This window comes from Hungatella sp. SL.1.14, assembly GCF_024460495.1.
Lineage (GTDB): Bacteria > Bacillota > Clostridia > Lachnospirales > Lachnospiraceae > Hungatella > Hungatella hathewayi.
Genome location: NZ_JANFYJ010000030.1, coordinates 48,579 through 74,543, shown reverse-complemented (window position 1 = coordinate 74,543; position 25,965 = coordinate 48,579). Strand labels below are relative to the sequence as shown.

Here is a 25,965-nt window from a genome sequence, read left to right as displayed (position 1 = left end):
ATCAATCCTTCCGCTCATGCCGGCACTTCCTGCGATACTCCACCGGGGTCAGCCCATGGACTGCCTTGAACGCGGCGGAAAACTTACTCTGATTCGTATAGCCCAGGGAAGCCGCGATATCGGCCACGGTGCTGCCGGTGGTCAGAAGCAGGGCGGAGGCCCGCTCCATGCGCTCCCTTCTTAAGTAGTCCTTGATGGTCGTGCTGCAGACCTGCTTGAAGTTGCTTTTCAAGGAGGTTGGGCTGATGCAGAATTCCTTTGCCAGCTGATCGATCGTTATATTTTCCTGGAGGTTCTGCGTGATCCGGCGCTGTACCTGCCGGATAATGTCGATCTGATTCTTGGTGACACGGTCCAGGGCGCGTTCCTGTTCCGGATCGATCATGCTCAGGAACAGGAGGAGTTCCAGAACCTTGATCTTATAATAATCATGGCGGAACTCCTGAGGAATCTGATACAGTTCGCCGAATATATGATCGATCTGCCGGTTGGCACGGATTGCAAGGAAGTGACTGCCGGGGCAGAATCTGTCGCCGAATTCCTGCAGCCGCAGTTTTTCATTGTCCAGAAGCGGGGGCTTATGGTCTTTTAGAATCCCCAGATCCAGCACAATCGTGATCCCTAAGTAACGGCCCGTGGGAAAGTAGAGGCCGGGGGTGCCATCCTCCATGCGGGTAATACATAAATCGCCCTCGCCCAGGTAAAGGTAATCGCCGCAGAGCCACTGGCATTCTTCGCGGCCCTGGTAGCAGTAATTTATCTCAAGCAGTTCGCTCTCTGTCTTCAGGCTGCTGTCACAGTAAACCATGGAAAAGTCATTATAGATCAGTTCGATTCCCGGAAATATGGTAAATACATCCATACTTCCGGGATTTTCGCGGTTCCCATACTGATACTGGACATGCAGATCGGAGAAAACCTGCGGGGACAGCGGCTTTTGATTATAATAGATCTGATAGCGCGGTTTTGTTAGTTCATCCATCGAAAAGCCTCCTCGTCTGTTTACCGCTATTGTAACACAGTTGGAAGAAATATTCTGCTTCGAAATGAAAAACGTCAGATTCCGGTGAAGCATCATGCAGAACGCGTTCAGCGGTCCGAAGCTTATGAAAGACAGCTGGCCGTTCAGTGCAGCCATTTCTCCGGCGGTCTTCGTCCCCTGGATTCCGAAGAGGACAATAAAGCTGGAAACCATCACCTCTTTTGCGGAAATACCCGCGATCAGCGCCACGACAATCTGCCAGAAGCCAAGGCCGACCGGAGCCAGCAGTGGAACCAGCAGAGAAATGAGCTTCGCCCCGAAGTTGGCCGCCATATCCGAAGTATACCCCTGTGGACCAAAGTTTAAAATAAACCAGATAATCTTTCTTCTGTACGCTCCCAAAAGACCTGAATAGAGCCCGAATGGACAAATTGGAGAGCCATACAAATCAAGATTCAGCAAAAAAATCAAATGGCTCCAAGAAGACAGCATTTTGATCCAAACGGACAGAAAATGGCTCTATCCATTGACGAATCGTTTGATCTATTATAGAATACAAATGAACATATGAACAATTATTCATATAAAACAAAAATTGAAAGGGGATATTCCTTATGAAGAAAACATTTAAGCTGTTAGATTTAGACTGTGCACACTGTGCTGCGAAGATTGAGGGCGCTGTTAAGAAGATAAGCGGAGTTACAAATGTGGAGGTCAACTTCCTGAGCCAGAAGATGGTTCTGGAGGCAGCCAATGAACGGTTCCAGGAGATTGCGGAAGAAGCCGTAAAGCTGATAAAGAAAATAGAACCGGATGTAACCGTTAAGAAGATTTAATTGAGAAGCACGTGTAAGCGAGAGACAATTGCATCTATAAAAGCACGGCGGCACAGCATATTCTCGCCGCCGCAGACGAAGAGGAAAATGATATGACAAAAAAACAGAAAAAACAGTTATACCGGATTTTCGCGGCAGCAGCCATATACCTGATTACCATGGCCCTTCCGTTAACTCCAACAGGAAAACTGGCCGGGTTTCTGCTGTGCTATGGGGTGATCGGCTGGGATATCATCTGGAAGGCGGTTACGAATATTTTACACGGCCAGGTATTCGATGAGAACTTTTTGATGACGGTAGCGACCGTGGGTGCCATGTTCTTAGGCGAATATGCGGAGGGCGTCGCGGTCATGCTGTTCTACCAGGTGGGTGAACTGTTCCAGTCCTACGCGGTCAGCAAGTCGCGCCGGTCCATATCCGGGCTGATGGATATCCGGCCGGATTACGCAAATGTGGTGAGAGAAGACGGGATCGTGTCCGTCGATCCCGATGAGGTGGCTGTCGGTGAAGTGATTGTGGTAAAGCCGGGCGAGCGTGTACCGCTCGACGGAACCATTCTGGAAGGCCGTTCTGCCCTGAACACCTCGGCCTTAACCGGGGAATCCCTGCCAAGGGAGGTGGAACCGGGAGCCGATGTGATAAGCGGCTGTATCAACCAGAGCGGTACCTTAAAAATCCTGGTATCGAAACCATATGGAGAATCCACCGTGGCCAAAATTCTCGATCTGGTGGAAAATGCCAGCAGCAAGAAGTCGAAATCTGAGGCATTTATCACCAGATTTGCAAGATATTATACGCCGGCTGTTGTAGCTGCGGCGGTGCTTCTTGCAGTCATTCCTCCGCTTCTGACAGGACAGCCGTTCACGGTCTGGATTGAGAGGGCGCTGACCTTCCTGGTTATTTCATGTCCCTGTGCGCTGGTTATCTCTGTACCGCTCAGTTTCTTCGGCGGAATCGGCGGTGCTTCCAAATGCGGCGTTCTGATCAAAGGCAGCAACTACTTAGAAGCGCTTGCTAAAACAGAGACGGTTGTTTTTGATAAGACGGGGACGCTGACAAAGGGCTCGTTTGCAGTCAGCGGGTGCTTTCCGGAAAAGATTACGAAGGAGAAGCTTTTGGAGCTGGCCGCTTACGCGGAAAAGGATTCCAACCATCCGATCTCCAAATCCATTGTAAAAGCCTGTGGAAAGGAACTGAATGCCTCCAGAGTGGCTGATGTTCAGGAGATTGCCGGCCATGGAATCTCCATATCCTTAGATGGAAAGACCGTACTGGCTGGCAACAGCAGGCTGATGAATCTAAATCACATCAAATTCAAACCGGTGAGAGAGACAGGGACGGTTGTCTACGTGGCAGAGGACGGAATCAGCAGGGGAGCTATCCTGATTGAAGATGAAGTGAAGGAGGAGGCGGCCTTTGCGATCCGGGAACTGAAACAGTCGGGAATCCGGAAGACCGTCATGCTGACAGGCGACGCAAAGGCCGTGGGTGAAAATGTAGCACAGCGCCTGGGCCTGGATGAAGTGTATACAGAACTTCTTCCGGCGGATAAAGTAAGCCATATGGAGCAGCTGCTGTCCCAGACCAGCGGGAAGGGTAAACTGGCATTTGTGGGAGACGGCATTAATGACGCTCCGGTTCTTGCCCGCGCGGATATCGGCATTGCCATGGGCGGACTCGGCTCTGACGCGGCCATCGAGGCGGCCGATGTGGTCATTATGACGGATGAGCCGTCCAAGATCGCTGCGGCCATGAGGATTTCCAGAAAAACCCTGCGAATCGTTCGGCAGAATATCGTATTTGCCCTGGGGATCAAGGCAATCGTGCTGGTCCTGGGAGCGGCTGGATTTGCCAGTATGTGGGCGGCGGTATTTGCAGATGTAGGCGTTTCTGTGATTGCCATCTTAAATGCGGTAAGGGCTCTGCAGGTAGCGAAAGACGACAGAGTCAGGGACAGGAAAGTATTTCAGAAAGCGGCGGAGGTATAAAGAGTGGGAAAGAGCAGAGTATACATTTTTGCATACTCTGCTCTGGTATAAGTTCTTCTTTTTGACGTCCAGTATGAAAATCAATTATTGTATTACCCTCTGGATGAAGTCATCCATGATGTCCACAACCTGTTTCGTCCAGAATTCATTGCCGCCGTGGTCGGCGCCCTCAATCAGATACAGCTTCACATCCTTCCCGCACTCTTTCATACGGCGATAAAGAATCACGCTGCCTTCACAGTTGACAATGCGGTCTTTTGTACCATGGAATATGATCGTTGGCGGGATCACACTGTCTGGCTCCATGCTGCATTCCACCGAAAGCCTGCGGCGCAGCTCCTCACTTTCACGCAGGTCCGTATGCCCCATCACCATACCTTCCGGACTGTCTGGCTGGCAGTGGAGAAGCTGGGTCGGATTGGAATCTTCCTTCATGACGCTGCAGCTTCCGTAGAGATTTATGATGCCCTTAACCTCCGCAGAAATGCCCGGGAAGAGCGTATTTTCCACATCATCGTGAATCATGCCGGCAAACATGGCAGTGTGCCCGCCGGAAGAGTCGCCTGCAATAACGATTTTTTCAGGGGCGATCCTGTATTCTTCCGCATGCACACGCAGAAAGCGTACGGCATTTCTGGCATCCATAATTTGTGCCGGAAAAGGTGCGATACCCGAATGGCGATATTCCACCACAGCCACTGCATAACCACGTTCTGCAAGCTTTGCCAATCGCGGAAGCTGTGCATAGACGTCCTGCTTAAACCATGCGGAGCCCTGTACAAATACTACACACGGACAAACCATGTCCGGCTGGTTACGAGTCAGTGGGCGCAAAATCTGTAAATGCAGTTTTTCACCGTCAATTTCTGTATATTCTACATTATGGTGATAAATCACGCCAATTTCGTTACCGGTGGTCGGAATCTTTACCGCTCCGTCCACCTCTTCTGCAAATTCCGGAAAATCTTCATAGCTCCATTCCTTTACTTCCATAAAATCACCTCGTTCAGATATTCTATTGACTGTTCTAATTATATCGATAAAACGGGGATCTGTCGAATCTTTTTCAGATAATGTACTTTTTTTCGTACATTTGTATGTGTAAACTGGTTGTAATAAAATGCCGAATTTGATAAAATGAAATACAGTATGAGTGAAGTCCAAGGGACCGGATACGGCAGAATAGCTGGTGTACTCTTTGATACGGGAGGAAAAGACAGATGGCGGAACATTTTAAGGATATACAGAAGATTCAGGATATTTTGCACGAAGCCCAGACCGGTCTGTGGGCGATCGAACTGGAAGAGGGAAAGGAACCGCGAATGTATGCGGACAAAGCCATGCTGGAGCTGCTTGGCTTTGCCGGGGAGCCGTCTCCGGAGGAGTGTTACCGCGGGTGGTATGAGCGCATCGATCCGGATTATTATCCCATGGTTCAGAACGGAGTCCAGCGTATCTGCGCCGATGAGAGAGCGGAGGTGGAGTACCTGTGGCATCACCCGCTGTGGGGACAGATTTATGTACGCTGCGGCGGCATCCGGGACAAGAATTTTCAGAGAGGGACCTGTCTGCTTGGGTATCACCAGAATATTACCAATACGGTTATGCTGAAGCAGGAGTATGATACCATATTGGAGAAGCTGAATGAGAATTATAAAGGGATTATCCTTTGCAATCTTCAAACCGGTGAATACAGAATTATAAAAGCCACCGAGAAGCTGGAAGCCTTCAGCGAAGGCGCAGCGGATTTCGAGACTTTTTTTCGAAACTATGCGGAAAGCGAGATTGTATGGCAGAACTGCGAACTGTTTATGAATGCGGTCAATCCGGAGAATATAAGAAGACAGTTTCAAGCGGACTGTTCCGGCACCGGCAGAGCTGATTCCGATCATACGGGAGCGGAAGCGATTTACAGGACAAAAGAAAAACGCTGGCGCAGAATCAAAGTGGTTCCCTTAAATCAATACTCCGAAGAATATCCCTGGGTCATAGCCGCCATGGAAGAGCAGGACGGGGAGATAGAAAAGTGGATTGACGAAGCCAGCGCACAGGTTGCAGTGTCACAGATTTATACACTGCTCATCAGTGTGGACTGTGAAAAAACAGAGTATAACTGTATTTACTATTCCGGGGAACTGCTGACTCTTTCCAGGAGGGGCACGTATCAGGAATTCCATGATCAGGCGGTAACGATTATGCCGGAAGAGGACCGGTTGGAATTTGAACGCATTTTTGATACGGAAAATTATGATGCCGGTGCATACCGGGAAGGTATGCTGCATATGTACGACCGGGAGGGCGGTTTCCATGCCTACAGCTATTATTCTGCCCTGATCAGTCAGAATTTTGAGGACAGGATCCTTCTTACGGTGCGGAATGTGGATGATAAGTATGAGATTCAGAGACGGGAGGCCATCCTGTCAAATCTGTGTGAATGCTACTATTCCATCTATCTGTTTGACTATGTAAACAATACGGAAGAACCGATCTGGCAGGAGGATTTTATTCAGAAAAACAAGGCGTTTCCCAAGGGAGCCCTCGATGTCTATTATGAGAAGTTTGTAAAATATTACGTTTATCCCGAAGATCAGGAGAAAATGCGCAGAGCCGCCAGCATTGATTTCCTGCGTCAGACGCTCTCGGCCGAACTGCCTGTGTATGAAGTTGATTTCCGCCGGATCTATCCGGATTGTATCCGATGGGTCCGCTCCAGGTTCAGCATAGCGGAAATTCAGGACGGCGTTATCACAAAGGTGATTTTTGCCAACATGGACATCAACGAGCAGAAGCTGACGGAGCTGAAGGAAGAGCAGCAAAAGAAACTGTACGTCGAGGCTCAGAATATCATTAAGGGACTTTCCGCTTTCTACCACTCTGTCTTCTATGTAGACCTGGCGGAAGAGACTTTTCAGACCTTTGTTGTGCGGGAAGATGTCGCAGAGCGCCTGAAGCATTCGGATCAATACGGCGTGTTGTTTGATATTTACCACGAGCATCTGATTCATGAGGAGGACAGGAAACGGTTTCAGCAGGAAATGTCCCTGGGGGCTATTAAGGAACGGATTCAGGAAGGGGAAACGATCTATGACCTGGAATACCGCAGGGATTACAGCGGTTATTACGGCTGGATGCGGGTCCACGTGATTCTGGCGGAGAGCAGGAACGGGGTTCCAATCAAGATTATTTTAGCCTCCCATAATATTGAGAAGGAAAAGGAACAGGAGGCACAGAGCCAGAAAGCGCTTTTTGCGGCGTATGAGGAAGCACGAAACGCCAATGAGGCTAAAAGTAATTTCATGGCACAGATGTCGCATGATATCAGGACGCCGATGAATGCCATCATCGGTATGACGGCGATCGCCATGGGGCAGGTGGATGACCGGGAACGCGTGAAGGACTGCCTCCAGAAGATCAGTCTGTCCAGCAGCCATCTGCTTCATCTGATTAATGAGGTTCTGGACATGTCGAAGATCGAGAGAGGACAGCTCACATTAACAGAAGCGCCGTTTTCCTTAAAAAACCTGTTCCACGAGATCGGCAGCATCGTCTATAATGAATCGATGGAAAAGGAACAGACTCTGAATTTCCTGACGGATGGCACCACACACGACAACCTTTTGGGAGATGCCGGCAAGATCCGCCAGGTCCTGATCAATCTCATTAACAATGCCATAAAATATACCCCCCACGGAGGGACGATTACGGTTGCTTCCAGGGAGATGACATCGGGAATTCCAGGCGTCGGCTGCTTTGTATTTACGGTTGAGGACAATGGAATCGGGATCAGCAGGGATTTTATGGATCATATCTTTGTTCCGTTTGCCAGGGAAGACAACTGTCACGTGAGAAAGGTACAGGGCACCGGCCTTGGGATGTCCATCTCCTATGGAATCGTGAGAGCCATGCAGGGCAATATCCGGGTGGAAAGCAGAGAGGGCGAGGGAAGCCGCTTTATCGTTACACTGAACATCAGGATTCAGGAGGAAGAAGAAAAAGAGGAGGCAGTACAGCGGGCGGTAACCGGTAATCTCGGACGAAAGCTGGATGCCTGTCTCCAGGGACGGCGGCTTCTTCTGGTAGAAGATAATGAACTCAATATGGAAATCGCGGAGACGCTTCTGCGGGATGCGGGCTTTATCGTTGACAAGGCAGAGAACGGGTATGAGGCGTTTCAGATGTTCGTCAGCTCTGAGCCGGGAACGTACGACGCAATCCTCATGGATTTACAGATGCCGGTGATGGATGGATATACGGCGGCCGGAGAGATCCGCGGCAGCGGTCACCCGGAGGCGAAGACTGTTCCCATCATTGCACTGACTGCCAATGCATTTGCGGAAGATATCTCGAAAGTACTGGCTTCGGGAATGAACGATCACGTTACGAAGCCGATCGATTTTGACCGCCTTCTGGCTGCACTTCGAAAATGTGTCTGCCGTTGATTTTAACATAATTTATATTTGGAGGAAATTAACATGAAATTTATATTTGCAACACTGCACGTAAAGAATCTGGAGGAATCCATCCGCTTTTATGAGACGGTAACCGGAATGAAACTGGCCCGCAGATTTCCGGCCGGCCCCCGCACGGAAATTGCGTTTATGGCAGATGGTCCGGCAGAGATCGAGTTAATCTGCAGCGCAGATGCCGAGCCGTTCCTATATGGAGAATGCCCGTCGCTGGGGCTTTCCGTGGAAAATCTGGACGAGGCGCTGGAACACATGAAAGAACTGGGAGTGGAAATTGTCCGCGGACCGGTTCAGCCGAATCCCGGTACCCGCTTTTTCTTTATTCATGATCCGGATGGCGTGAACCTTGAGATCATTGAAAAAAAATAGAGAGAAGCGGCAGACCCCTGCCGCAACAGTGAAAGAGGAGAGAACTGCTGACGACTGCGGCTCTCTCTTTTTGCTTTACACCAGACATACCGGTCATTGTATCTGAATAAAAATAAGACAATTGTAGTATTGACATTTTTATAAGACTGGAGTAGTATATAGGCATGGATACTACTCCAGTCTTATAAAAGAAAAGAGGTGAAACAAATGGGCATCAAACTGGTAGACAGTGAAATAAAGGTTATGGATGTTCTGTGGAAAGAGGGAGACACCATGGCAAAGCACGTTGCCGACGTGATGAAGGAGCGGTACAACTGGAATGTCAATACCACCTATACACTGTTAAAGCGCTGTATCAAAAAAGGCGCTGTGGAACGGATCGATCCCAACTTTGTCTGTCATGCACTGGTGAAGCAGGAAGAGGTGCAGGAACAGGAAACCGATGAACTGCTTCATAAGGTATTCGATGGCTCCGTGGATAAGCTGTTTGCCTCTCTGCTGGGCAGAAAAAATCTGAGTGCGGAGCAGGTGGAAAAACTGAAACAGATGGTAGAGGAATTAGGAGGTGACGGGAAATGAGTCTGATACAAATGAGTGTTTCCGGTGCAGTCATGATTTTGGTTATCACAGCCGTCCGGGCCATCTCCATCAACCGTCTGCCGAAAAAAACGTTTGCTGTTTTGTGGGGGCTGGTTCTGGTACGGCTGCTGGTGCCGTTCTCGCTGCCCTCCCCGTTCAGTGTCTACTCCCTGGCAGGGCATTCCGGAGCCGGACAAATCGGAACCTCTCCGATTGCGAACGTATTGCCCGTTGATCCGGTTTCAGCCGGAACCGCGGCTGCACATAATACGGCAGCGTCTGCCGGGATTTCCATGTGGAGCTGGACCTGGGGGATCGGGCTGGTACTGTGCATCCTGTATTTTACCATTGCCTGCATCAGATGCCGCCGTAAATTTATGGTTTCTGAGCCGGTAGAAAACGATTTTACAATTCAATGGCTGACGGAATATCAGTTAAGGCGCCCTGTTTCCATTCGCCAGAGCGGCAAAATAACAGCCCCTCTTACCTACGGAATCCTGCATCCTGTTATTTTAATGCCGGCAGAGACGGACTGGACGGAGACAATGAGAATGCAGTACGTCCTTGCACACGAGTATGTGCATATCCGGCGCTTTGACGCAGTGACGAAGCTGCTGCTGACGGCTGCCCTGTGCCTGCACTGGTGTAACCCCCTGGTCTGGGTCATGTATCTGTTGGCCAATCGGGATATCGAGCTTTCCTGTGACGAAAGAGTCGTGCGGATGTTCGGTGAAACTGTCAAATCTGCCTATGCGTTAATGCTGATTGCCATGGAGGAAAAGAAAAGCGGCCTTACTCCGCTGTGCAGCAATTTCAGTAAAAACGCGGTTGAAGAAAGGATCGAAGCAATTATGAAAATAAAAAAGACAACAGTTTTCTCCATAGCGGCGGCCTGTGCCGTAGTGGCTGTGATTGGCAGCGCGTTTGCCACCTCCGCTGCTGCAGAGAGCATACCGGATCTCATATACGTGAAAGAAGATATCGCAGTCAGATTCCTGCCGGACCCCGGTATTTATGAACAATATTCCCCGTATGAAATTGGTATATCAGGCGATGGTCAGTCGCTCCTCTATAAAAACCAGAAAGTAAAGCTTTTTACAGATTCTAATGAGAAGGAAGCATTTTATTATGATGAGGCCGGAACGGTGAATCTGAAAGTGGAACGTGATTCCTCCGGAGCCGTCACCGGTGTCAGCGTGATGTCCGAGAAGGAGGCACAGAAATGCTGTGCCAAATTTTTTGAAGAGGACACAGACGGGTCAAATCAGGAGCCGCTGGAAAACGGAAAAAAATATGAGCAGTACGCTTCTTTCGGAATATCGTTTCGCGCGGAAGAGGACGCCATGTACTTTAAAGGGCAGAAGGTAAGAGTGTTTGTTGATGAAAGCGACGGCTGGTATCCAGCCTTCTGGACAGATGAAACGGGAACCGCTGATCTGGCGGTTACAAGGAATTCGTCCGGCCAGATTACCGGCATTGAAACCCTGCCGGAAGAAAAAACTGAGCGCTATCTTGCCGCTGCCGGAAAAGACGCATAGAAGCGGCATTAAGGGCGAAAAAAGCGTTTATCACAGCAGCAATTATGAGATTGAGACCGTGCAGGACTGCCGGTTTCAGTCTCATTTTTTTGGATTGAACTGTTTTTTATTGTCAGAAACCCAAAGAAGTTATACAATAAGTGACAGAAGCGGCCGCAGAACAGTTAAAGGCAGCTGCAAAATACGACAAGGAGGAACAGCCATGTACCAGTTACTGATAGTAGACGATGAGGAAGATATCCGCCGCGGCATGGCCCGGGGAATTCCGTGGAAGGAGTGGGGATTTGAAGTCGCAGGACAGGCGGAGAACGGGGAAGAGGCTGTGCGTATGATCGGGGAAACGCATCCGGACGTGGTTCTGTCTGATATCCGAATGCCAAAGATGGATGGAATCGAGCTGATGCAGTATCTCCATGAAAATAACCCGGAGATCAAGATTATCATACTCAGCGGATATAACGATGTGGAGTATTTAAATATGGCCATACGCAACCAGGTCACAGAGTATCTGTTAAAGCCTACAGACATTGATGAATTCGAGACGCTGTTTCACCGTCTGAAAACGAAACTGGATGAAGAGGGGATGAAACGGCGGGAACTGGAGTCTTTAAAGGTCTCGGCCATGCAGAATAAAGAACTGTCTTATGCGCGTGTTTTAAGCAATCTCCTGGACGGTTACGTGGGCGGAGAGGAAGAGTATGGCTGGAAAGAGGAGATGGAAGACGCCGGCATGAAGTTCAACTGCTGTATGATGGCGGTACTGGATGCCCAGCCTGTGGGATCAGGGGAGAGGGACGATCACTACCAGCTGAAGCAGAGGATTATCCGGTACTGCAACAGCAGAGAGATGGCCTGGGAGAAACATTTTTTCTTAAACCGTGACCGGAAGGTGGTGGGGATTATCACGCTGAAGGAAGGCAAAGCCGAGGAGCTGGAAGCCATAGGCCGCTGTATCAGAGAGATCCAGGGAGAGATCGGAGATATCTACGGACTGGGCCTTCTGGCCGGCTTAAGCGGTCTCTGTGACGACGAGGAACATCTGCCTGCCGTCTACGGGCAGACGGTGAAGCACGTCTCTTCCATCGCGCCGGACCTGTCAGCGGGCCAGAAGAAGACAGGCCTGCTGGTGACCTCCATACGGGAGTATTTAGACCGGGAATACTGTTCCAATCTGGTCTCCTTAGAGGCCACGGCAGAACATTTCCGGAAAAATCCGGCCTACATATCGAAAGTATTTAAAAAAGAAACAGGATTTAATTTCAGCGATTATATTACACAGAAGCGGATGGCGCACAGCAAGCTGCTGCTGCGGGACATGTCATTAAAAATTTATGAGATTGCCGAGATGACCGGATACGCAGATGCCTCTAATTTTATCAAAGTGTTTAAAAAGCACTGCGGCATGAGTCCAAATGAATACCGGGGACTCCATAACTGACGGAAAGGACAGACAGAATGAGAAACATATGGAAACGGCTCAGCAGCTATATGAACCGCGGATTGAGACAGCAGCTGTTTTTCTATCTGGTGGTTGGGGTGCTTCTGCCCTTTACGGTTGTTGCGTCTGTGCTGTTTATAAAGACACGGACGGAGATGAAAAACCAGGCAGTCGGAAATATACGCCAGAGAGCCGATGCCATCGCGGCCCAGGTGGATGAGCTGCTCTATAATGTACAGCTGGTATCCGACAAATTTGCCTACGACGTGGAGGTGGAGGAGTTCCTGGGAAAGGATTACGGCAGCAGGACCATCGAAAAGCAGCGGGATATCTATGAACTCAATAACTACTTTTTGAAGACTGACCCGCTGGGAAAAAGCCAGCGAATCAGCGCTATCTACGGAAATAACAAGGAAGTGTACAATTTCCTGGATCCGTATTTCCAGGGAAATGATCTCAAACGGATCATGGTCGGCATGGGCGCCACGGACCGGACGAAGCTGTCCATGTTTCACTGGCAGCCCCTGCAGAATAATTTCCTCAGCAGGACGAAAAAGGGGGATGTGAGAACGGACCAGGTGATTACCTGTATGCGCCGGATTCTGCACCCGTTTACCGGTACGTGGCTCTATACCCAGTTCTTTGTGCTGGAGGAAAATCAGATCTACCAGCTTTATCAGGCATCTGCCGAGGAGATGAAGGGGACCGTATATATCGTGGATTCCGGCGGCCGTCTCGTGTCTTCGTCGGATCAGGAGGCCGTCGAGATGTGCCGGATGCCGGAGCGGATTATGGAACTTGCAAAAGAAGCGGAAGAGGGGAGCCATCAGATTCAATATGACGATGAGTCTTATATTACGGATTTGAGCCCGTTAAACAACGCGGACTGGCAGATATTTACCGTGGTTCCCTTAAGCGCGGCCACCGAGCCCATCGACCGCCTGTTTAAGGAAATTATTGCCGCCATGCTGGTCTGCGTGACGGCCTGCATCGCGATCATTAACTGGATCTCCAGGCGTTTCCTTCAGCCGGTGGAGGTGCTGGACGCTTCCATGAAGGAGGTCTATGACGGCAATCTGGAGGCCTATGTGGAACCGGAGGCATACCAGGGGGAGTTAAGGAGCATGATGATGTATTACAACGCCATGCTGGTGCAGATTAACCACTATATCAAAGAACAGGTGGAGAGTGAGAAGAAGAAAAAGGAACTGGAGCTGGAGGTGCTTATGGGGCAGATCAACCCCCATTTCCTCTACAACACACTGGAAAATATCGTCTGGAAGTCCAATGAAGTAGGCCGCCCCGACATCGGGCGAATCGCTGCGGCGCTGGGGCGTCTGTACCGCCTGTCCATCGGAAACGGGGAGACTATCGTTCCCATCCGGCAGGAGGTGGAACACGTCATGGCCTATGTGAATATCCAGAAAAACCGCTATAAGGAGCGGATAGAATTCGACAGCACCGTCGATTACGATCAGCTGTATAACTATGCCATGATTAAGCTTACCCTGCAGCCGGTGGTGGAAAACTGCTTCATGTACGGTATGGAGGGGATCGACCGTGTGCTGAAGATCCGGCTTGATATCCGGGAGGAGTCAGAGGTGATCCGGTTCCGTGTGGCGGATAACGGATGCGGCATGACGAAGAACCAGCTGAAGGAGGTGCGCCGCCAGGTCGAGGCGGGGACGGTGAGAACCGAGACGGAGCCCGGAAAACGGAGACGAAAAGGGACCGGTATCGGTCTGTACAGCGTGAAGGAACGAATCGCCATCTATACCGGTTACCAGAACAGTGTTCGGATTTTGAGTAAACAGGGGGCCGGAACGATCGTGATCATAACGATTCCCAAACGATCGGTAAAGGACAAGAATAACCAATAAAGGTAAAATTCCAACTATGGATGCCGGCTGGTTTTCACGTTACAATTAATACATCAAATAAATTAGCTGGGAGGAATTACCACAATGAAAAGAAACATAAAACGCGTTGTTTCCCTGTCACTCTGCGCAGCAATGGCAGTAGGATCACTGGCTGGCTGCTCTTCAAAAAAGGCGGAACCGGCGGATACAGCCACAACCGCAGCAGCAGAAACCACCACAAAAGCAGAGGGCGAAACCGCAGCAGAGGGTGAGACAACAGAAGGTGCGGCGGCTTCCGACAAGCCGTTCGAGGGTGTTACCTTAAAGTATGCAACCACACAGACGGCCAGTACCGGAGAAGAAAACCAGAAGTTACTTGATCTGGTGAAGGAAAAAACAGGCATCAATATTGAATTCTACGTGATTCCGAATACGAAAGCCGGTGAAGTGGACAAAACCCTGGTCAGCTTAATGGCTGGTGATGAGATCGACTTAATCTACAATACAAAGCCGGGCTTAAAGGCATTCTACAATGCCGGTGTCTTAGAGCCGATGAACGCTCTCGCTGAGAAAGCGGGCTACGATATCGCAGGAACCTTTGGCGATTACGTTCCGGAGTTTGACGGAGACGTATACGGCCTTCCGGCATTTTCTGATATCTGGATCACGTTATACAACAAGCAGATCTTCGATGACGCAGGAGTTGACTACCCGACAGCAGACGGCTGGACATGGGAAAAATACATCGAAACAGCAAAGAAGGTAACAGATACCTCCAAGGGAATCTACGGTTCCTTAATGCTGGACTATGACTGCTACAACTATATGTACGCATTACAGAAGGGCTGGGAGCCATATAAGGCCGACGGAACAGCCAACTTTGACGATCCGCTGTTTAAAGAGAGCTTAGAGTTCTTCTACGGCCTGGGCAACACAGAAAAGATTCAGCCTTCGATTCTGGAATTCAAGGCTTCCAACACACCGTGGAACGCATTTGCATCGACCGGAAAATACGGTATGTTCATGTGCGGCGGCTGGGTAACTTCCATCTTAAATCAGTTTGACAAGTACCCGAGAGACTGGAAGGTCGGCCTGCTTCCGATGCCTTATCCGGAGGGAACCGATCCGTCCACACTGACAGTGCCGGGCTGCTACGCAGTACCGTCCACCAGCAAGAACAAAGACGCGGCATTCGCAGCGGCAGCCTGCATGGCTGAGAACCAGTATACACTGGGCATGGGCCGTGTACCTGCAAGAATCGACTTGACAGACGAAGAAATCAATGAGTACGTGGAGAACTCACTGGCCAAGCCATTTGAATTTGACGGACTCACTGTAGAAGACTTCAAGACAGCATGGTTTGACAGCGGCCGCAAGGCACTTTCTGAAAAAATCATTGGCTACGGCGACGCAGCGATCTCCCAGGCTATTATCGAAGAAGGCCAGCTTTACGGCCAGGGAGCTGAGAGCATCGATGACGCAGTGACCAAGATTCAGGATAAGGCAAACAGAGCGATCGAAGAAGATAAGCAGTAATGTAGTCTGACCTGACGGGCAGTCCATTCGGGAAACCTTAGGGGCTGCCCTTTTTGCGCTCACTCAACCGCATTTACACGAAAAAAGAGGTGTATTTATGAAAAGTAATGGTAATGCAAAAGTGAAAATGAAATCCTCCATTGCTCAGAAAAAGGAGAATCTTACGGGGGCCCTTTTTATTGCTCCCTACCTGATCGGCTACATTATATTCCAGGGGCTGCCGTTTCTGATTGCGGTGATTCTTGGTTTTACCAATGTCCGCTATATCAGCAAGCTGGAAGACGCGTCCTTTGTGGGGCTCAGCAATTTTGTCCGCATGTTTTCGGATGTGGATACCATGAAGGCATTAGGCCGTACCGGGCTTTACTCCCTGATGTATGTGCCGTTAATCATGGTATGCGGCTTTTTCATCGCATACATGGTAAATAAGGGAATCCACTGTAAGAATCTGGTCCGTTCCATGTTCTTCCTTCCCTACGTATCCAATATGGTGGCGGTGGCTGTTGTATTCAAGCTGCTGCTCGGTCCGGACGGTCCGGTTGTCTACATTCTGTCTGCCCTCGGCAGCGAGAATCCGCCGTATCTGCTGTACGGTCTTAATACCGCGCTTCCGACGGTTGTCTGCATCGCCGTGTGGAAAGGCATCGGACTTAACTTTATTACGTATTTAGCAGCGCTTCAAAACGTCTCTGCGGATTTATTAGAGGCCGCTCAGATCGACGGGGCCAGCAAGTGGCAGAGAATTAAGAATATTGTGATCCCGATGATTTCACCGACCACATTTTTCTTAATGATCAGTTCGGTGATCACATCCCTGCAGAACTTTACCACCATCCAGGCTCTGACCGGAGGCGGCCCGGGACAGGCTACCACGGTTATGTCCATCAATATTATCCGTACCGCATTTACCAACTACCAGACAGGCTACGCCAGTGCCCAGGCTCTCGTGATGTTTATCATCGTTCTGATCATCACTCTGATCCAGTGGCGCGGACAGCAAAAATGGGTCAACTATTAAGGAGGAAGAGCTATGCTTAAGAAAGATAAAAAGATGTCATGGGGCTGGACGATTGTTCTGATTGCCATCGGCCTTGTCTGCATCTACCCGTTTTTATTCATGGTGTCATCGTCCTTCAAGATATCGGGTGACGTGCTCACGAAGCCGCTTCAGCTGATTCCCGATCAGATCATCCTGTCCAACTATTCGGATTTGTTCGGTGATCCGTACTATGATTTCGGGCAGTGGTACATTAATACCATCGTGATGACGGTTACCACCATTGTCATTAAGGTTTTCGTGGTTTCCATCACGGCTTACGCGTTTTCCAAGATCAACTTTAAAGGAAGAGACGGAATTTTCCTGGTTCTCCTGACTTCTTTGATGATTCCCAGTGACATTATGCTGATTCCGAGGTATGTTATATTTAAGCAGATCCATATTCTGGATACCATGTGGTCTCTGGTACTGCCGGCTACCTTCGATATCTACTTTGTATTCATGATGCGTCAGGCATTCATCGGCATTCCGGAGGAGATCAGTGAGGCGGCCCGCATCGACGGCTGCAACCACTTTAAGATCTACTCAAGGATTATTCTGCCGTTGGCAAAGCCGTCCATCGTGACGCTGATTCTGTTTACATTCGTATGGTCCTGGAACGACTATATGGGGCCTTACATCTTCATCTCCAGCCTGGAGAAGCAGATGCTGTCTGTCGGTATTAAGCTGTTTACGGAAGGTACGGTGACGGATCCGGCGCTTCAGATGTCTGCGGCGACGCTGGTTCTGATGCCGGTCCTGGTGCTGTTCTTATTCTCGCAGAAATATTTCGTGGAGGGCGTCAATTCCTCTGCGGTAAAGGGTTAGGAAAAAAAGAAGGGAATAGGTCAGCAGCGTGGGGCTTCGATTTTACAAGATAACAGACAAAAAAATGGTGAGGCTTCTGTTCTGGCTGTGCTGGATTGTTTATTTTTCTACATATATTGGAAGGCTGAACTATTCAGCCAGTCTGACAGAGATCATTACATCGGAGGGATTTTCCAAGGGCCAGGCCGGAATGATCGGAACTGCATTCTTTTTTGCCTATGGAGCGGGGCAGTTCGTCAGCGGCTTCTTAGGAGACCGCCTGGCGCCGAAGAAAATGGTCTTCACCGGTCTTCTGGTGTCAGGTCTCTGCAACCTGGCTATGGCAGGGGTGAAAGCCCCGGGGATGATGGCGGCGGTCTGGTGTGTAAACGGCCTGGTTCAGGCGTTTATCTGGTCGCCCATGATCCGGCTGATGTATGAGTATTATGAGACGGAGACGAGGATGAAGGCGTGCGTATCTCTCAACAGCTCCGTCCCCGTGGGAACCATGGCGGCCTACGGCCTGACGGCGCTTGTGATATGGCTGTCGGGCTGGAGAGCCATGTTCGTTCTGGCGGGTTCGGCGCTGCTGGCGGTCTCAGTATTCTGGCTCCTGGGCATGAACCGGGTGGAACGGTACGCGGTGGAATCCGGGGAAGCCGGGACCTCGGACAGGCCGGACGGGGCGGCAGAGAAGAAGCCTTTTGCGGCAGCTTCCGTGAATGCGTCCGTCAGCTGGAAGAGCCTTCTGATCCAGTCAGGCTTTCTTTTTCTGATGATGGCTCTCTTCGTCCAGGGGGCATTAAAGGACGGAGTTACCACATGGGTGCCGACTTATATCAGTGAGACTTATGGCGTGAGTGCCATTCTGGCCATTACCAGCACCATGGTGATTCCGGTTTTCAACCTGCTGGGAGTCTATCTGGCATCGTTTGCCAATATTCACTGGTTCCGGGATGAGGTGCGGACTGCGGGAGCATTTTTCGTGGTCAGCGCAGCGGCCATCCTGATGCTGCGGCTCACGTCGGGGCAGAGCATGGCGGTATCCTTTCTGATGCTGGCTGTGGCGACGACGGCGATGATGGCGGTCAACACCATGCTGATTGCGGTGCTTCCGTCGTATTTCGGCGTGATCGGAAGAGCTTCTTCCGTATCGGGCCTCTTAAATTCCTCGGTCTATGCAGGCGGCGCCGTCTCCACTTACGGGATCGGGGCGCTGTCGGTGGCCCTGGGATGGAATGCCACCATCGTGATCTGGTTTCTGATGGCGGCGGCTTCGGCGGTGATCTGCTTCCTGATTGTCCGGAGATGGATTGCTTACCGGAAGAAAATTCTGCAGATTTAGAAATTTCACATCCTGGAGGGAGTATAAAATGTCAAACAAAATTTATTTAATACCGGAAACAGGGACCTTTTATAAGGCAAACCTTCACTGTCATACCATCCATTCCGATGGCCGCCTGACGCCGGAAGAGGTTAAAAAGGCATACATGGAAGCGGGGTATTCCGTAGTAGCTTACACGGATCACCGGAAGTATCAGTGGCACAGGGAACTGATGGATGATCATTTCGTGGCGCTGGCCGCCTGCGAGGTGGACATCAACGAGCACTTTCAAGTGCCGGGGGATTTTTCCAGGGTGAAGACGTATCATATTAATTTGTACGATGCGAAGCCGGAGGAATTCTCAGAAGAGAAAAAACAGATCCCCCTTCCGGAGCGCCGCTATGGGGATTACCACTATATCAATGAATATATTGATCAGATGAAGGCGTATGGATTTTTCGCCTGCTACAATCATCCTTACTGGTCCCTTCAAAATTACGACGATTACAAGAATCTCCGCGGTTTCTGGGGAATGGAGATCTATAATTACGGATGTGAGCACGATGGGCTGTATGGCTATAACCCGCAGAGCTACGACGAGATGCTGCGTTTGGGCAACCGGCTGTTCTGCGTTTCCACGGATGACAATCATAACTCTTATCCGTTCGGAGATCCGCTCTGTGATTCCTTTGGCGGGTTTACCATGATTAAGGCGGAAAAGCTGACGTATGACAGCATCGTGGCTGCTCTCTTAAAGGGCAGTTTTTACAGCTCTATGGGACCGGAGATTAAGGAGCTGTATGTGGAAGACTGCGTTCTGACTGTGAAAACCAGTCCGGTGGAGAAAATCTATGTGCTGATGGAAGGCCGCAACTGCCTTAAGAAAGTGGCCGGCCCGGGAGAGACGGTTACAGAAGCTTCTTTTGCGCTAACGGGAGATGAGACGTATATCCGGGTAACCTGCCAGGATGGAAGAGGCCTCCACGCGGATTCCAACGCTTATGAGCTGAATGGAAAAGAACCGGTGCTCCGTGAGTATGATATGCGTGTACTGTAAGCGGTATGAGGCAATGACTGAAAACAACGACGAATTATGAGGAGAAGCAGCAATGAGTGAAAAATATGGACGGGTAACCGTACCCACTGATGTGGATATGATTGAAGAAACGAAAGAAATCGTAAAACGCTGGGGAGCTGATGCTCTCCGTGACTGCGACGGCACCAGCATGCCGGACGAATTAAAGTCCATGCCGGTAAAAATCTACTCTACCTACTACACGACAAGAAAAGATAATCCGTGGGCAGAGGCCAATCCGGATGAAGTGCAGCAGATGTATCTGATGACAGAGTTCTATACGGCGATGGGAGCGGGAGAGCTTCGCATTCCGGTGATGAAGCATTTATACGATCAGCAGTTAAAGCCCAATACCATCGATGACATCAAACGCTGGTGGGAGGTGGTTGACCGCACGACCGGAGAGGTAGTGGCGCCGGATGAGTGGAGTTACGACGAGGCGGCCAGAGAGGTTATTGTGGCACAGCCGGAGCGTTACCACGATTATACGGTCAGCTTCCTGGCCTTCATCATCTGGGACCCGGTACATATGTATAATTTTATTACCAACAGCTGGGAAAATGTGGAGCACCAGATTACATTTGACGTGAGACAGCCGAAGACGCAGCAGCACGTCATTGACAGGCTGAAAAACTGGATGGTGGAAAACCCGGATACGGATGTCGTGCGTTTTACTACCTTTTTCCACCAGTTTACCCTGGTATTTAACGAGTATGCAAAGGAAAAGTTCGTAGACTGGTTCGGTTACAGTGCCAGTGTAAGCCCCTATATCCTGGAGCAGTTTGAGAAGGAGGCAGGGTACCGGTTCCGTCCGGAGTATATCATCGACCAGGGCTACCACAATAACACGAACCGCGTTCCGTCTAAGGAATTTAAGGATTTTCAAAAGTTCCAGCAGCGCGAGGTTGCGAAGCTGATGAAGGTCTTAGTGGATATCTGCCACGAAAACGGCAGGGAGGCCATGATGTTTTTAGGGGACCACTGGATCGGAACCGAACCGTTCGGGGAGTATTTTAAGGAAGTCGGCCTGGACGCAGTGGTTGGCTCCGTAGGGAACGGAACCACACTCCGCCTTATCTCCGATATCCCGGGTGTGAAGTATACGGAAGGCAGATTCCTGCCGTATTTCTTCCCGGATGTATTTCATGAGGGAGGAGATCCCATCAGGGAGGCGAAGGTCAACTGGGTCACTGCCAGACGCGCCATCTTACGCAAGCCAATCGACCGGATCGGTTACGGCGGTTATTTAAAGCTGGCGCTTCAGTTCCCGGATTTTATCCAGTATATCGAGGAAATCTGTGATGAATTCCGTCTGCTCTATGAAAATGTGGGAGGCCAGACTCCATATAACCACTTCACGGTAGGCGTCTTGAACAGCTGGGGAAAACTCCGCTCCTGGGGCACCCATATGGTAGCCCATGCCATTGATTACAAACAGACGTATTCTTACGCGGGTGTACTGGAAGGTTTGAGCGGCATGCCCTTTGATGTGAAATTTATCAGCTTTGACGATGTAATCGAAAATCCGTCTGTCTTAAAGGAATGCAGTGTAGTGATCAACGTGGGCGATGCATATACGGCTCCCAGCGGCGGCAGCTACTGGCTGAATCCGGCAGTTTCCTGCGCGGTAAAGGAATTCGTGGCAGAGGGCGGCGGGTTCATTGGTGTGGGTGAGCCGTCTGCCTGTCAGCACGAGGGACGCTATTTTGCACTGGCCAGTGTCCTGGGCGTGGATAAGGAAGTGGGCTTCAGCCTTTCCACAGACAAGTACAACTGGGAGCCCCACAGCCATTTCATCACCGAGGACAGCGGTGAGGAGATTCAGTTCGGCGAGGGCATGAAGAACATCTACGCTCTTCCGGATGCGAAGATCTTACGAAGCATTGGTCAGGACGTTCAGATGGCGGTTCATGAGTTTGGAAAGGGAAGAAGCGTATACTTAAGCGGAATTCCGTATTCCTTCGAGAACTCCAGAATGCTGTACCGCGCTATTTTCTGGGCGGCCGGCAGAGAGCAGGAGATGAAGAAATGGTACAGTGACAATTTCAACGTGGAAGTGAATTATTATCCGGCTACAGGCAAATACTGCGTTGTCAATAATACGTATGAGCCGCAGGAGACAGTCATTTACAATGGAGAGGGAAAGGCTGAGGCCATGAGCTTAAAGGCGAATGACATTCTGTGGTTTGAAGCCTGAATATGAGCGGAATGTTTGAACGGACAGAATGAAAAGCAGCCTGCAGTCAGCCGGAAGACGGCAGGCTGCAGGCTGTCCGGTTTATGACTGTGAGCAGGCTGTAAGGAGAATATATGGATAAAGAATTGTATGTAAGGAAAAACTGGCTGTCAGCTGCGCCGGAGTTAAATGACAGAGAGGCAGAAGAGGCCTTTGCCGTCTGTGTGGAAACTGTAAGGCGGAATATGGCTTATTTTGGCAGGAGCTTTCCGGCAGCGGCCAGTGTGGATGGGATCTATCCAAAGACAGCAAATGACGACTGGACCGACGGATTCTGGACCGGCGAGCTGTGGCTTTCTTACGAGGAGACGAAAGACCCTGCTTTTAAGCGGGAGGCGCTGGCTTCAGTGGCAGACTTTGAACGGCGCATGAAGGAACGGGTGGTGGTGGATCACCATGATATGGGATTTTTATTCAGCCCGTCCTGCGTGGCGGCATGGCGTCTGTTAAAGGGGGAAGAGGCGGAGGAAGCCGCGGTCAGCCAGGCCAGACGCACGGCTCTGGCGGCGGCGGACAATCTGATGGGAAGATTCCAGGAGAAAGGCGGATTCTTCCAGGCGTGGGGGACTGTGGGCGATCCGAAGGAATACCGTTTGATTATCGACTGCCTGCTCAATATGCCCCTTCTGTTCTGGGCGTCAGAGGTAACGGGTAATCCTGTTTACCGTGAGAAGGCAAAACGCCATATCAGAACGGCCATGGCCTGTGTGGTGCGGGAGGATTATTCCACGTACCATACCTACTACTTTGATCCGGAGACGGGAGCGCCTGTGAAGGGAATCACGCAGCAGGGAAACCGAAACGGCTCCATCTGGGCCAGAGGCCAGGCGTGGGGGATCTATGGAACTGCTTTAAGTTATGGATATTTTCACGATCCGGAATATGAAAGACTCTTTGATGGTGTGACAGCCTGTTTTATGGAACATCTTCCTTCTGATTTAATTCCCTACTGGGATTTCGATTTTCATGACGGAAGCGGGGAACCGAGAGATTCCTCCGCTGCGGCGATTGCTGCCTGCGGTCTCCTGGAAATGGCCAGGTGTGTGGATCAGAAAAAGGCAAAACTGCTTACGTCCATGGCTGCTAAACTGATGAAGGCCTTGACGGACCGGTGCCTCTTAAGAGAAGGTGCGCCGGGAGCCGGAATTCTGCTTCATGGAACGTATGCCAAACGGTCAGAGGAGAATGGAGTCCATGAGTCGGGAGTCGACGAGTGTAACCTGTGGGGGGATTACTTCTATATGGAAGCACTTATGAGAATGAGAAAGGATTGGGAACGGTATTGGTAATCGATGAACAGGAAAAAAGGCTGATTGAGGTGGTGCCTTCCGAGCGGCAGAGAAATCATCAGAAGCTGGAATTTTACGGTTTTCTCCATTTTACTGTAAATACGTTTACAGACAGGGAGTGGGGGGACGGAACGGAATCGCCTTCGATCTTTTGCCCGGAGAGGTTTGATGCAGACCAGTGGGCCAACGCTCTGGCGTCTTCCGGTATGAAAGGTGCGATTCTCACCTGTAAGCATCACGATGGCTTCTGCCTCTGGCCCAGTAAATATACGGACCATACAGTGGCTGCAAGTCCTTTCCGTGGTGGAAAGGGCGATGTGGTGCGGGAGGTATCGGAGGCTCTCCGGGCACACGGGTTAAAGTTTGGTATCTACTTGTCGCCCTGGGACCGCCATGAACCATGCTATGGAAAAGGAAACGAATACGACGATTACTTTGTGGGACAGCTGACGGAACTGCTGACAGGATACGGCGATATTTTCTGTGTCTGGTTTGACGGCGCATGCGGCGAAGGCGCCGATGGAAGGGTTCAGAGGTACGACTGGGACCGTTACTATGAGGTGATCAGGCGTCTGCAGCCGGACGCCTGCATCTCTGTCTGCGGCCCTGATGTGCGCTGGTGCGGCAACGAAGCCGGAGACACCAGGGAGCAGGAGTGGAGCGTGGTGCCGGCCCGTTTGCAGGACAAGGAAAAGATAAAGGAAAACAGCCAGCAGAGTGATGAGACAGAGTTTCGTCAGAGGACGCTCTCCAGCAGCGACCAGGATCTGGGGAGCCGGGAGGTACTGGAGGGAGAGACAGATCTGGTGTGGTATCCCACCGAGGTGAATTTTTCCATAAGACCGGGCTGGTTTTATCACGCCTCTGAGGACGATCAGGTGAGAAGTCTGGAAAATCTGGTATCCATCTACGACCGTTCCGTGGGAGGCAACAGTACGATGCTTCTGAATATCCCGCCGACAAAGGAGGGGCTGATCCATGAGCGTGACGCCGAAAGGCTGAGAGAACTGGGGGCGTACTTGAGAAGGCGTGAGGCTCATAATCTGGCCGAAGATGCAGAGATGACTGCCACCGGGTCCCAGGTTGGTTACGCCGCAGCCAATATCAGGAGGGATGATGATGGATGCTATAAGACTCCCGACGGCGTCAGAAGCTGTGAGATTCGTCTGAGCTGGAAGGAACCGGTTAACGTATCCATGGTGGTAATCAAGGAGGAGATCAGGTTCAGCCAGCGGATTGAAACGTTCCGCATTCTCAGCGTTGACGATGGAGTGAGCCGCATACTCTATGAAGGGAAAACGGTCGGATACCGGAAAAATGCGGTGTTTGAACCTGTCATGACGAAAGAAATCCGGCTGGAGATTCTCAAGAGCCGGGTTGCCCCGGTAATTCGTTTTTTGGGGGTGTATTGAGAGACACTCATTGATTACGAGAGATACCTGGCTTTGACTTTTTGTAAGAATATGGTAGAATAAGTTTAAATGATCAAGCAGGCAATGAAGATGGGCCGGGAATCTATAACTGATTCCTGTCCTGTCTTTATTGCCTGTTTGCAGATTTTTTTCTGACGAAATAAAATAGTCTGGTAAGGGTTCCAGATTTGGCAGATCAGGAAATACGGGAGGAAATAGTATGGACTTTAAAACTTCTTTTTATCACCATCAGGCCTTTCTGATGGAGGGCGCTCTGGGTGAACGGCTGAAGCGGGAGTATGGCCTGATGCCGGATAAAAGCCTTGCTCTGGCGAAGCATGTGTACAGCCTGAAAGGAAGGAATGCGCTGAAAGAACTCTGGCTGGAATATGGCGCCATAGCGGATAGATACCAGCTTCCGTTTCTGGCAGTGACGCCCACACGCAGAGTCAATCAGGAGCGTGTAAGGAGCAGATCGGATGAGGGCGTGATTGGGGATAATGTCAGCTTCCTTCAAAGAATAAAAAGAGAATGCAGGGCAGAGATGTATGCGGGAGGTATGATTGGCAGCCGGGGAGACGCGTATACAGGCAGAGGCGCTCTGGGAGAAAACGAGTCCAGAATGTTCCACAGATGGGAACTGGATCAGTTTAACGAGGCAGGCGTTGACTTTCTCTATGCGGCCTTGATCCCGACGCTGCCCGAGGCGGCCGGGATGGCCTGGGCCATGGCTGAAACAGGAATTCCTTATATCGTCAGCTTCACAATTCAGAGAAGTGGAACGCTGATCGACGGGACTCCTATTTGCGATGCAATCACGTATATCGATAACCGGGTATCTGATCCGCCGGTCTGTTATATGACTAACTGTGTCCATCCGCGGATTGCATACGAGGCGCTGTCACAGCCGTTCCAGGACAAGGAACTGTTGAAACGGCGCTTTCTGGGAATACAGGCGAATACGGCGCAGTTGTCATATGAGGAACTGGATAATGCTGCAGAACTGGTAACCTCTGAGCCTGAGGCGCTGGCGGAAGATATGATGGCGCTTAAGGATATTTGCTGTCTCAAAATATTTGGCGGGTGCTGCGGAACGGATGGAAGGCATATGAGGGAGATTGCGCGGCGTCTGGACTGATAGCTGACGGTTCTGTCTGCTGTCAAACGACGATTATTTTTGATTACGAATAATTGT

The 25,965-nt window shown here is 50.5% G+C and carries 19 protein-coding genes; 17 read left to right on the top strand and 2 right to left on the bottom strand.

Going from position 1 to position 25,965, the window contains the following annotated elements:
- Window position 1: 1 nt before the first annotated feature.
- Window positions 2–1,444, bottom strand: a complete 1,443-nt coding sequence (locus tag NE473_RS25475) for a helix-turn-helix domain-containing protein (protein ID WP_172682306.1) — start codon at window positions 1,442–1,444, stop codon at window positions 2–4.
- Between the two features lie 152 nt (window positions 1,445–1,596).
- Between NE473_RS25475 and NE473_RS25470 the strand changes: the two genes are divergently transcribed.
- Both NE473_RS25470 and NE473_RS25465 read left to right on the top strand, forming a co-directional pair.
- Window positions 1,597–1,818, top strand: coding sequence for a cation transporter (locus NE473_RS25470; RefSeq protein WP_055652067.1), 222 nt, complete (start codon window positions 1,597–1,599; stop codon window positions 1,816–1,818).
- 92 nt (window positions 1,819–1,910) lie between these two features.
- Entirely contained in the window at window positions 1,911–3,806 is a 1,896-nt protein-coding gene (locus NE473_RS25465; protein WP_256265423.1) for a heavy metal translocating P-type ATPase, read from the top strand.
- Window positions 3,807–3,890: 84 nt separating this feature from the next.
- On the opposite strand, the gene NE473_RS25460 is transcribed toward NE473_RS25465, so the two are convergent.
- Window positions 3,891–4,799 carry an alpha/beta hydrolase gene (locus tag NE473_RS25460; RefSeq protein WP_256265422.1) on the bottom strand — a complete coding sequence of 303 codons (909 nt, stop codon included), beginning with the start codon at window positions 4,797–4,799 and terminating at the stop codon, window positions 3,891–3,893.
- A gap of 227 nt (window positions 4,800–5,026) precedes the next feature.
- Between NE473_RS25460 and NE473_RS25455 the strand changes: the two genes are divergently transcribed.
- From NE473_RS25455 to NE473_RS25385, 15 genes are all read left to right on the top strand, one after another.
- Window positions 5,027–8,245 (top strand): ATP-binding protein, encoded by a 3,219-nt coding sequence (locus tag NE473_RS25455; RefSeq protein WP_055652064.1) that lies wholly within the window; start codon window positions 5,027–5,029, stop codon window positions 8,243–8,245.
- 33 nt (window positions 8,246–8,278) lie between these two features.
- Window positions 8,279–8,641 (top strand): VOC family protein, encoded by a 363-nt coding sequence (locus NE473_RS25450; protein ID WP_006776006.1) that lies wholly within the window; start codon window positions 8,279–8,281, stop codon window positions 8,639–8,641.
- A gap of 207 nt (window positions 8,642–8,848) precedes the next feature.
- Window positions 8,849–9,220 (top strand): BlaI/MecI/CopY family transcriptional regulator, encoded by a 372-nt coding sequence (locus NE473_RS25445; RefSeq protein ID WP_022032406.1) that lies wholly within the window; start codon window positions 8,849–8,851, stop codon window positions 9,218–9,220.
- Complete coding sequence (locus NE473_RS25440; RefSeq protein ID WP_256265421.1) at window positions 9,217–10,758, top strand: M56 family metallopeptidase; 1,542 nt, start codon at window positions 9,217–9,219, stop codon at window positions 10,756–10,758. Before NE473_RS25445 ends, NE473_RS25440 begins: the two co-directional genes overlap by 4 nt.
- Before the next feature lie 202 nt (window positions 10,759–10,960).
- Window positions 10,961–12,196: a response regulator gene (locus tag NE473_RS25435; RefSeq protein ID WP_006776010.1), complete on the top strand. Its 1,236-nt coding sequence runs from the start codon at window positions 10,961–10,963 to the stop codon at window positions 12,194–12,196.
- 17 nt (window positions 12,197–12,213) lie between these two features.
- The gene (locus NE473_RS25430) at window positions 12,214–14,076 is read left to right on the top strand and encodes a cache domain-containing sensor histidine kinase (RefSeq protein WP_022032404.1); all 1,863 of its coding nucleotides are present in this window, start codon (window positions 12,214–12,216) and stop codon (window positions 14,074–14,076) included.
- A gap of 84 nt (window positions 14,077–14,160) precedes the next feature.
- Window positions 14,161–15,591: an ABC transporter substrate-binding protein gene (locus tag NE473_RS25425; protein WP_006776012.1), complete on the top strand. Its 1,431-nt coding sequence runs from the start codon at window positions 14,161–14,163 to the stop codon at window positions 15,589–15,591.
- A 97-nt stretch (window positions 15,592–15,688) separates the two neighbouring features.
- A complete protein-coding gene (locus NE473_RS25420) occupies window positions 15,689–16,609 on the top strand; it encodes a carbohydrate ABC transporter permease (RefSeq protein WP_006776013.1) in 921 nt (306 codons plus the stop codon).
- Window positions 16,610–16,621: 12 nt separating this feature from the next.
- Entirely contained in the window at window positions 16,622–17,455 is an 834-nt protein-coding gene (locus tag NE473_RS25415; RefSeq protein WP_006776014.1) for a carbohydrate ABC transporter permease, read from the top strand.
- Between the two features lie 64 nt (window positions 17,456–17,519).
- The gene (locus tag NE473_RS25410; RefSeq protein ID WP_256265420.1) at window positions 17,520–18,779 is read left to right on the top strand and encodes an MFS transporter; all 1,260 of its coding nucleotides are present in this window, start codon (window positions 17,520–17,522) and stop codon (window positions 18,777–18,779) included.
- Between the two features lie 28 nt (window positions 18,780–18,807).
- Window positions 18,808–19,815 carry a PHP domain-containing protein gene (locus tag NE473_RS25405; protein WP_256265419.1) on the top strand — a complete coding sequence of 336 codons (1,008 nt, stop codon included), beginning with the start codon at window positions 18,808–18,810 and terminating at the stop codon, window positions 19,813–19,815.
- Between the two features lie 52 nt (window positions 19,816–19,867).
- A complete protein-coding gene (gene gnpA, locus NE473_RS25400) occupies window positions 19,868–22,030 on the top strand; it encodes a 1,3-beta-galactosyl-N-acetylhexosamine phosphorylase (protein ID WP_256265418.1) in 2,163 nt (720 codons plus the stop codon).
- Between the two features lie 113 nt (window positions 22,031–22,143).
- Window positions 22,144–23,358: a glycoside hydrolase family 88 protein gene (locus tag NE473_RS25395; protein ID WP_256265417.1), complete on the top strand. Its 1,215-nt coding sequence runs from the start codon at window positions 22,144–22,146 to the stop codon at window positions 23,356–23,358.
- On the top strand, window positions 23,292–24,770 hold the full coding sequence (locus NE473_RS25390) for an alpha-L-fucosidase (RefSeq protein WP_256265416.1): 1,479 nt from the start codon (window positions 23,292–23,294) through the stop codon (window positions 24,768–24,770). Before NE473_RS25395 ends, NE473_RS25390 begins: the two co-directional genes overlap by 67 nt.
- A gap of 220 nt (window positions 24,771–24,990) precedes the next feature.
- Window positions 24,991–25,908, top strand: a complete 918-nt coding sequence (locus NE473_RS25385; RefSeq protein ID WP_138312416.1) for a homocysteine S-methyltransferase family protein — start codon at window positions 24,991–24,993, stop codon at window positions 25,906–25,908.
- Window positions 25,909–25,965: the final 57 nt, after the last annotated feature.

What these genes read in the sequence shown, in the direction of transcription:
- NE473_RS25470 (WP_055652067.1), top strand. Translation starts at nt 1,597, where the DNA reads ATGAAGAAAACATTTAAGCTGTTAGATTTAGACTGTGCACACTGTGCT.
- NE473_RS25465 (WP_256265423.1), top strand. Translation starts at nt 1,911, where the DNA reads ATGACAAAAAAACAGAAAAAACAGTTATACCGGATTTTCGCGGCAGCA.
- NE473_RS25460 (WP_256265422.1), bottom strand. Translation starts at nt 4,799, where the DNA reads ATGGAAGTAAAGGAATGGAGCTATGAAGATTTTCCGGAATTTGCAGAA.
- NE473_RS25455 (WP_055652064.1), top strand. Translation starts at nt 5,027, where the DNA reads ATGGCGGAACATTTTAAGGATATACAGAAGATTCAGGATATTTTGCAC.
- NE473_RS25450 (WP_006776006.1), top strand. Translation starts at nt 8,279, where the DNA reads ATGAAATTTATATTTGCAACACTGCACGTAAAGAATCTGGAGGAATCC.
- NE473_RS25445 (WP_022032406.1), top strand. Translation starts at nt 8,849, where the DNA reads ATGGGCATCAAACTGGTAGACAGTGAAATAAAGGTTATGGATGTTCTG.
- NE473_RS25440 (WP_256265421.1), top strand. Translation starts at nt 9,217, where the DNA reads ATGAGTCTGATACAAATGAGTGTTTCCGGTGCAGTCATGATTTTGGTT.
- NE473_RS25435 (WP_006776010.1), top strand. Translation starts at nt 10,961, where the DNA reads ATGTACCAGTTACTGATAGTAGACGATGAGGAAGATATCCGCCGCGGC.
- NE473_RS25430 (WP_022032404.1), top strand. Translation starts at nt 12,214, where the DNA reads ATGAGAAACATATGGAAACGGCTCAGCAGCTATATGAACCGCGGATTG.
- NE473_RS25425 (WP_006776012.1), top strand. Translation starts at nt 14,161, where the DNA reads ATGAAAAGAAACATAAAACGCGTTGTTTCCCTGTCACTCTGCGCAGCA.
- NE473_RS25420 (WP_006776013.1), top strand. Translation starts at nt 15,689, where the DNA reads ATGAAAAGTAATGGTAATGCAAAAGTGAAAATGAAATCCTCCATTGCT.
- NE473_RS25415 (WP_006776014.1), top strand. Translation starts at nt 16,622, where the DNA reads ATGCTTAAGAAAGATAAAAAGATGTCATGGGGCTGGACGATTGTTCTG.
- NE473_RS25410 (WP_256265420.1), top strand. Translation starts at nt 17,520, where the DNA reads ATGGTGAGGCTTCTGTTCTGGCTGTGCTGGATTGTTTATTTTTCTACA.
- NE473_RS25405 (WP_256265419.1), top strand. Translation starts at nt 18,808, where the DNA reads ATGTCAAACAAAATTTATTTAATACCGGAAACAGGGACCTTTTATAAG.
- gnpA (WP_256265418.1), top strand. Translation starts at nt 19,868, where the DNA reads ATGAGTGAAAAATATGGACGGGTAACCGTACCCACTGATGTGGATATG.
- NE473_RS25395 (WP_256265417.1), top strand. Translation starts at nt 22,144, where the DNA reads ATGGATAAAGAATTGTATGTAAGGAAAAACTGGCTGTCAGCTGCGCCG.
- NE473_RS25385 (WP_138312416.1), top strand. Translation starts at nt 24,991, where the DNA reads ATGGACTTTAAAACTTCTTTTTATCACCATCAGGCCTTTCTGATGGAG.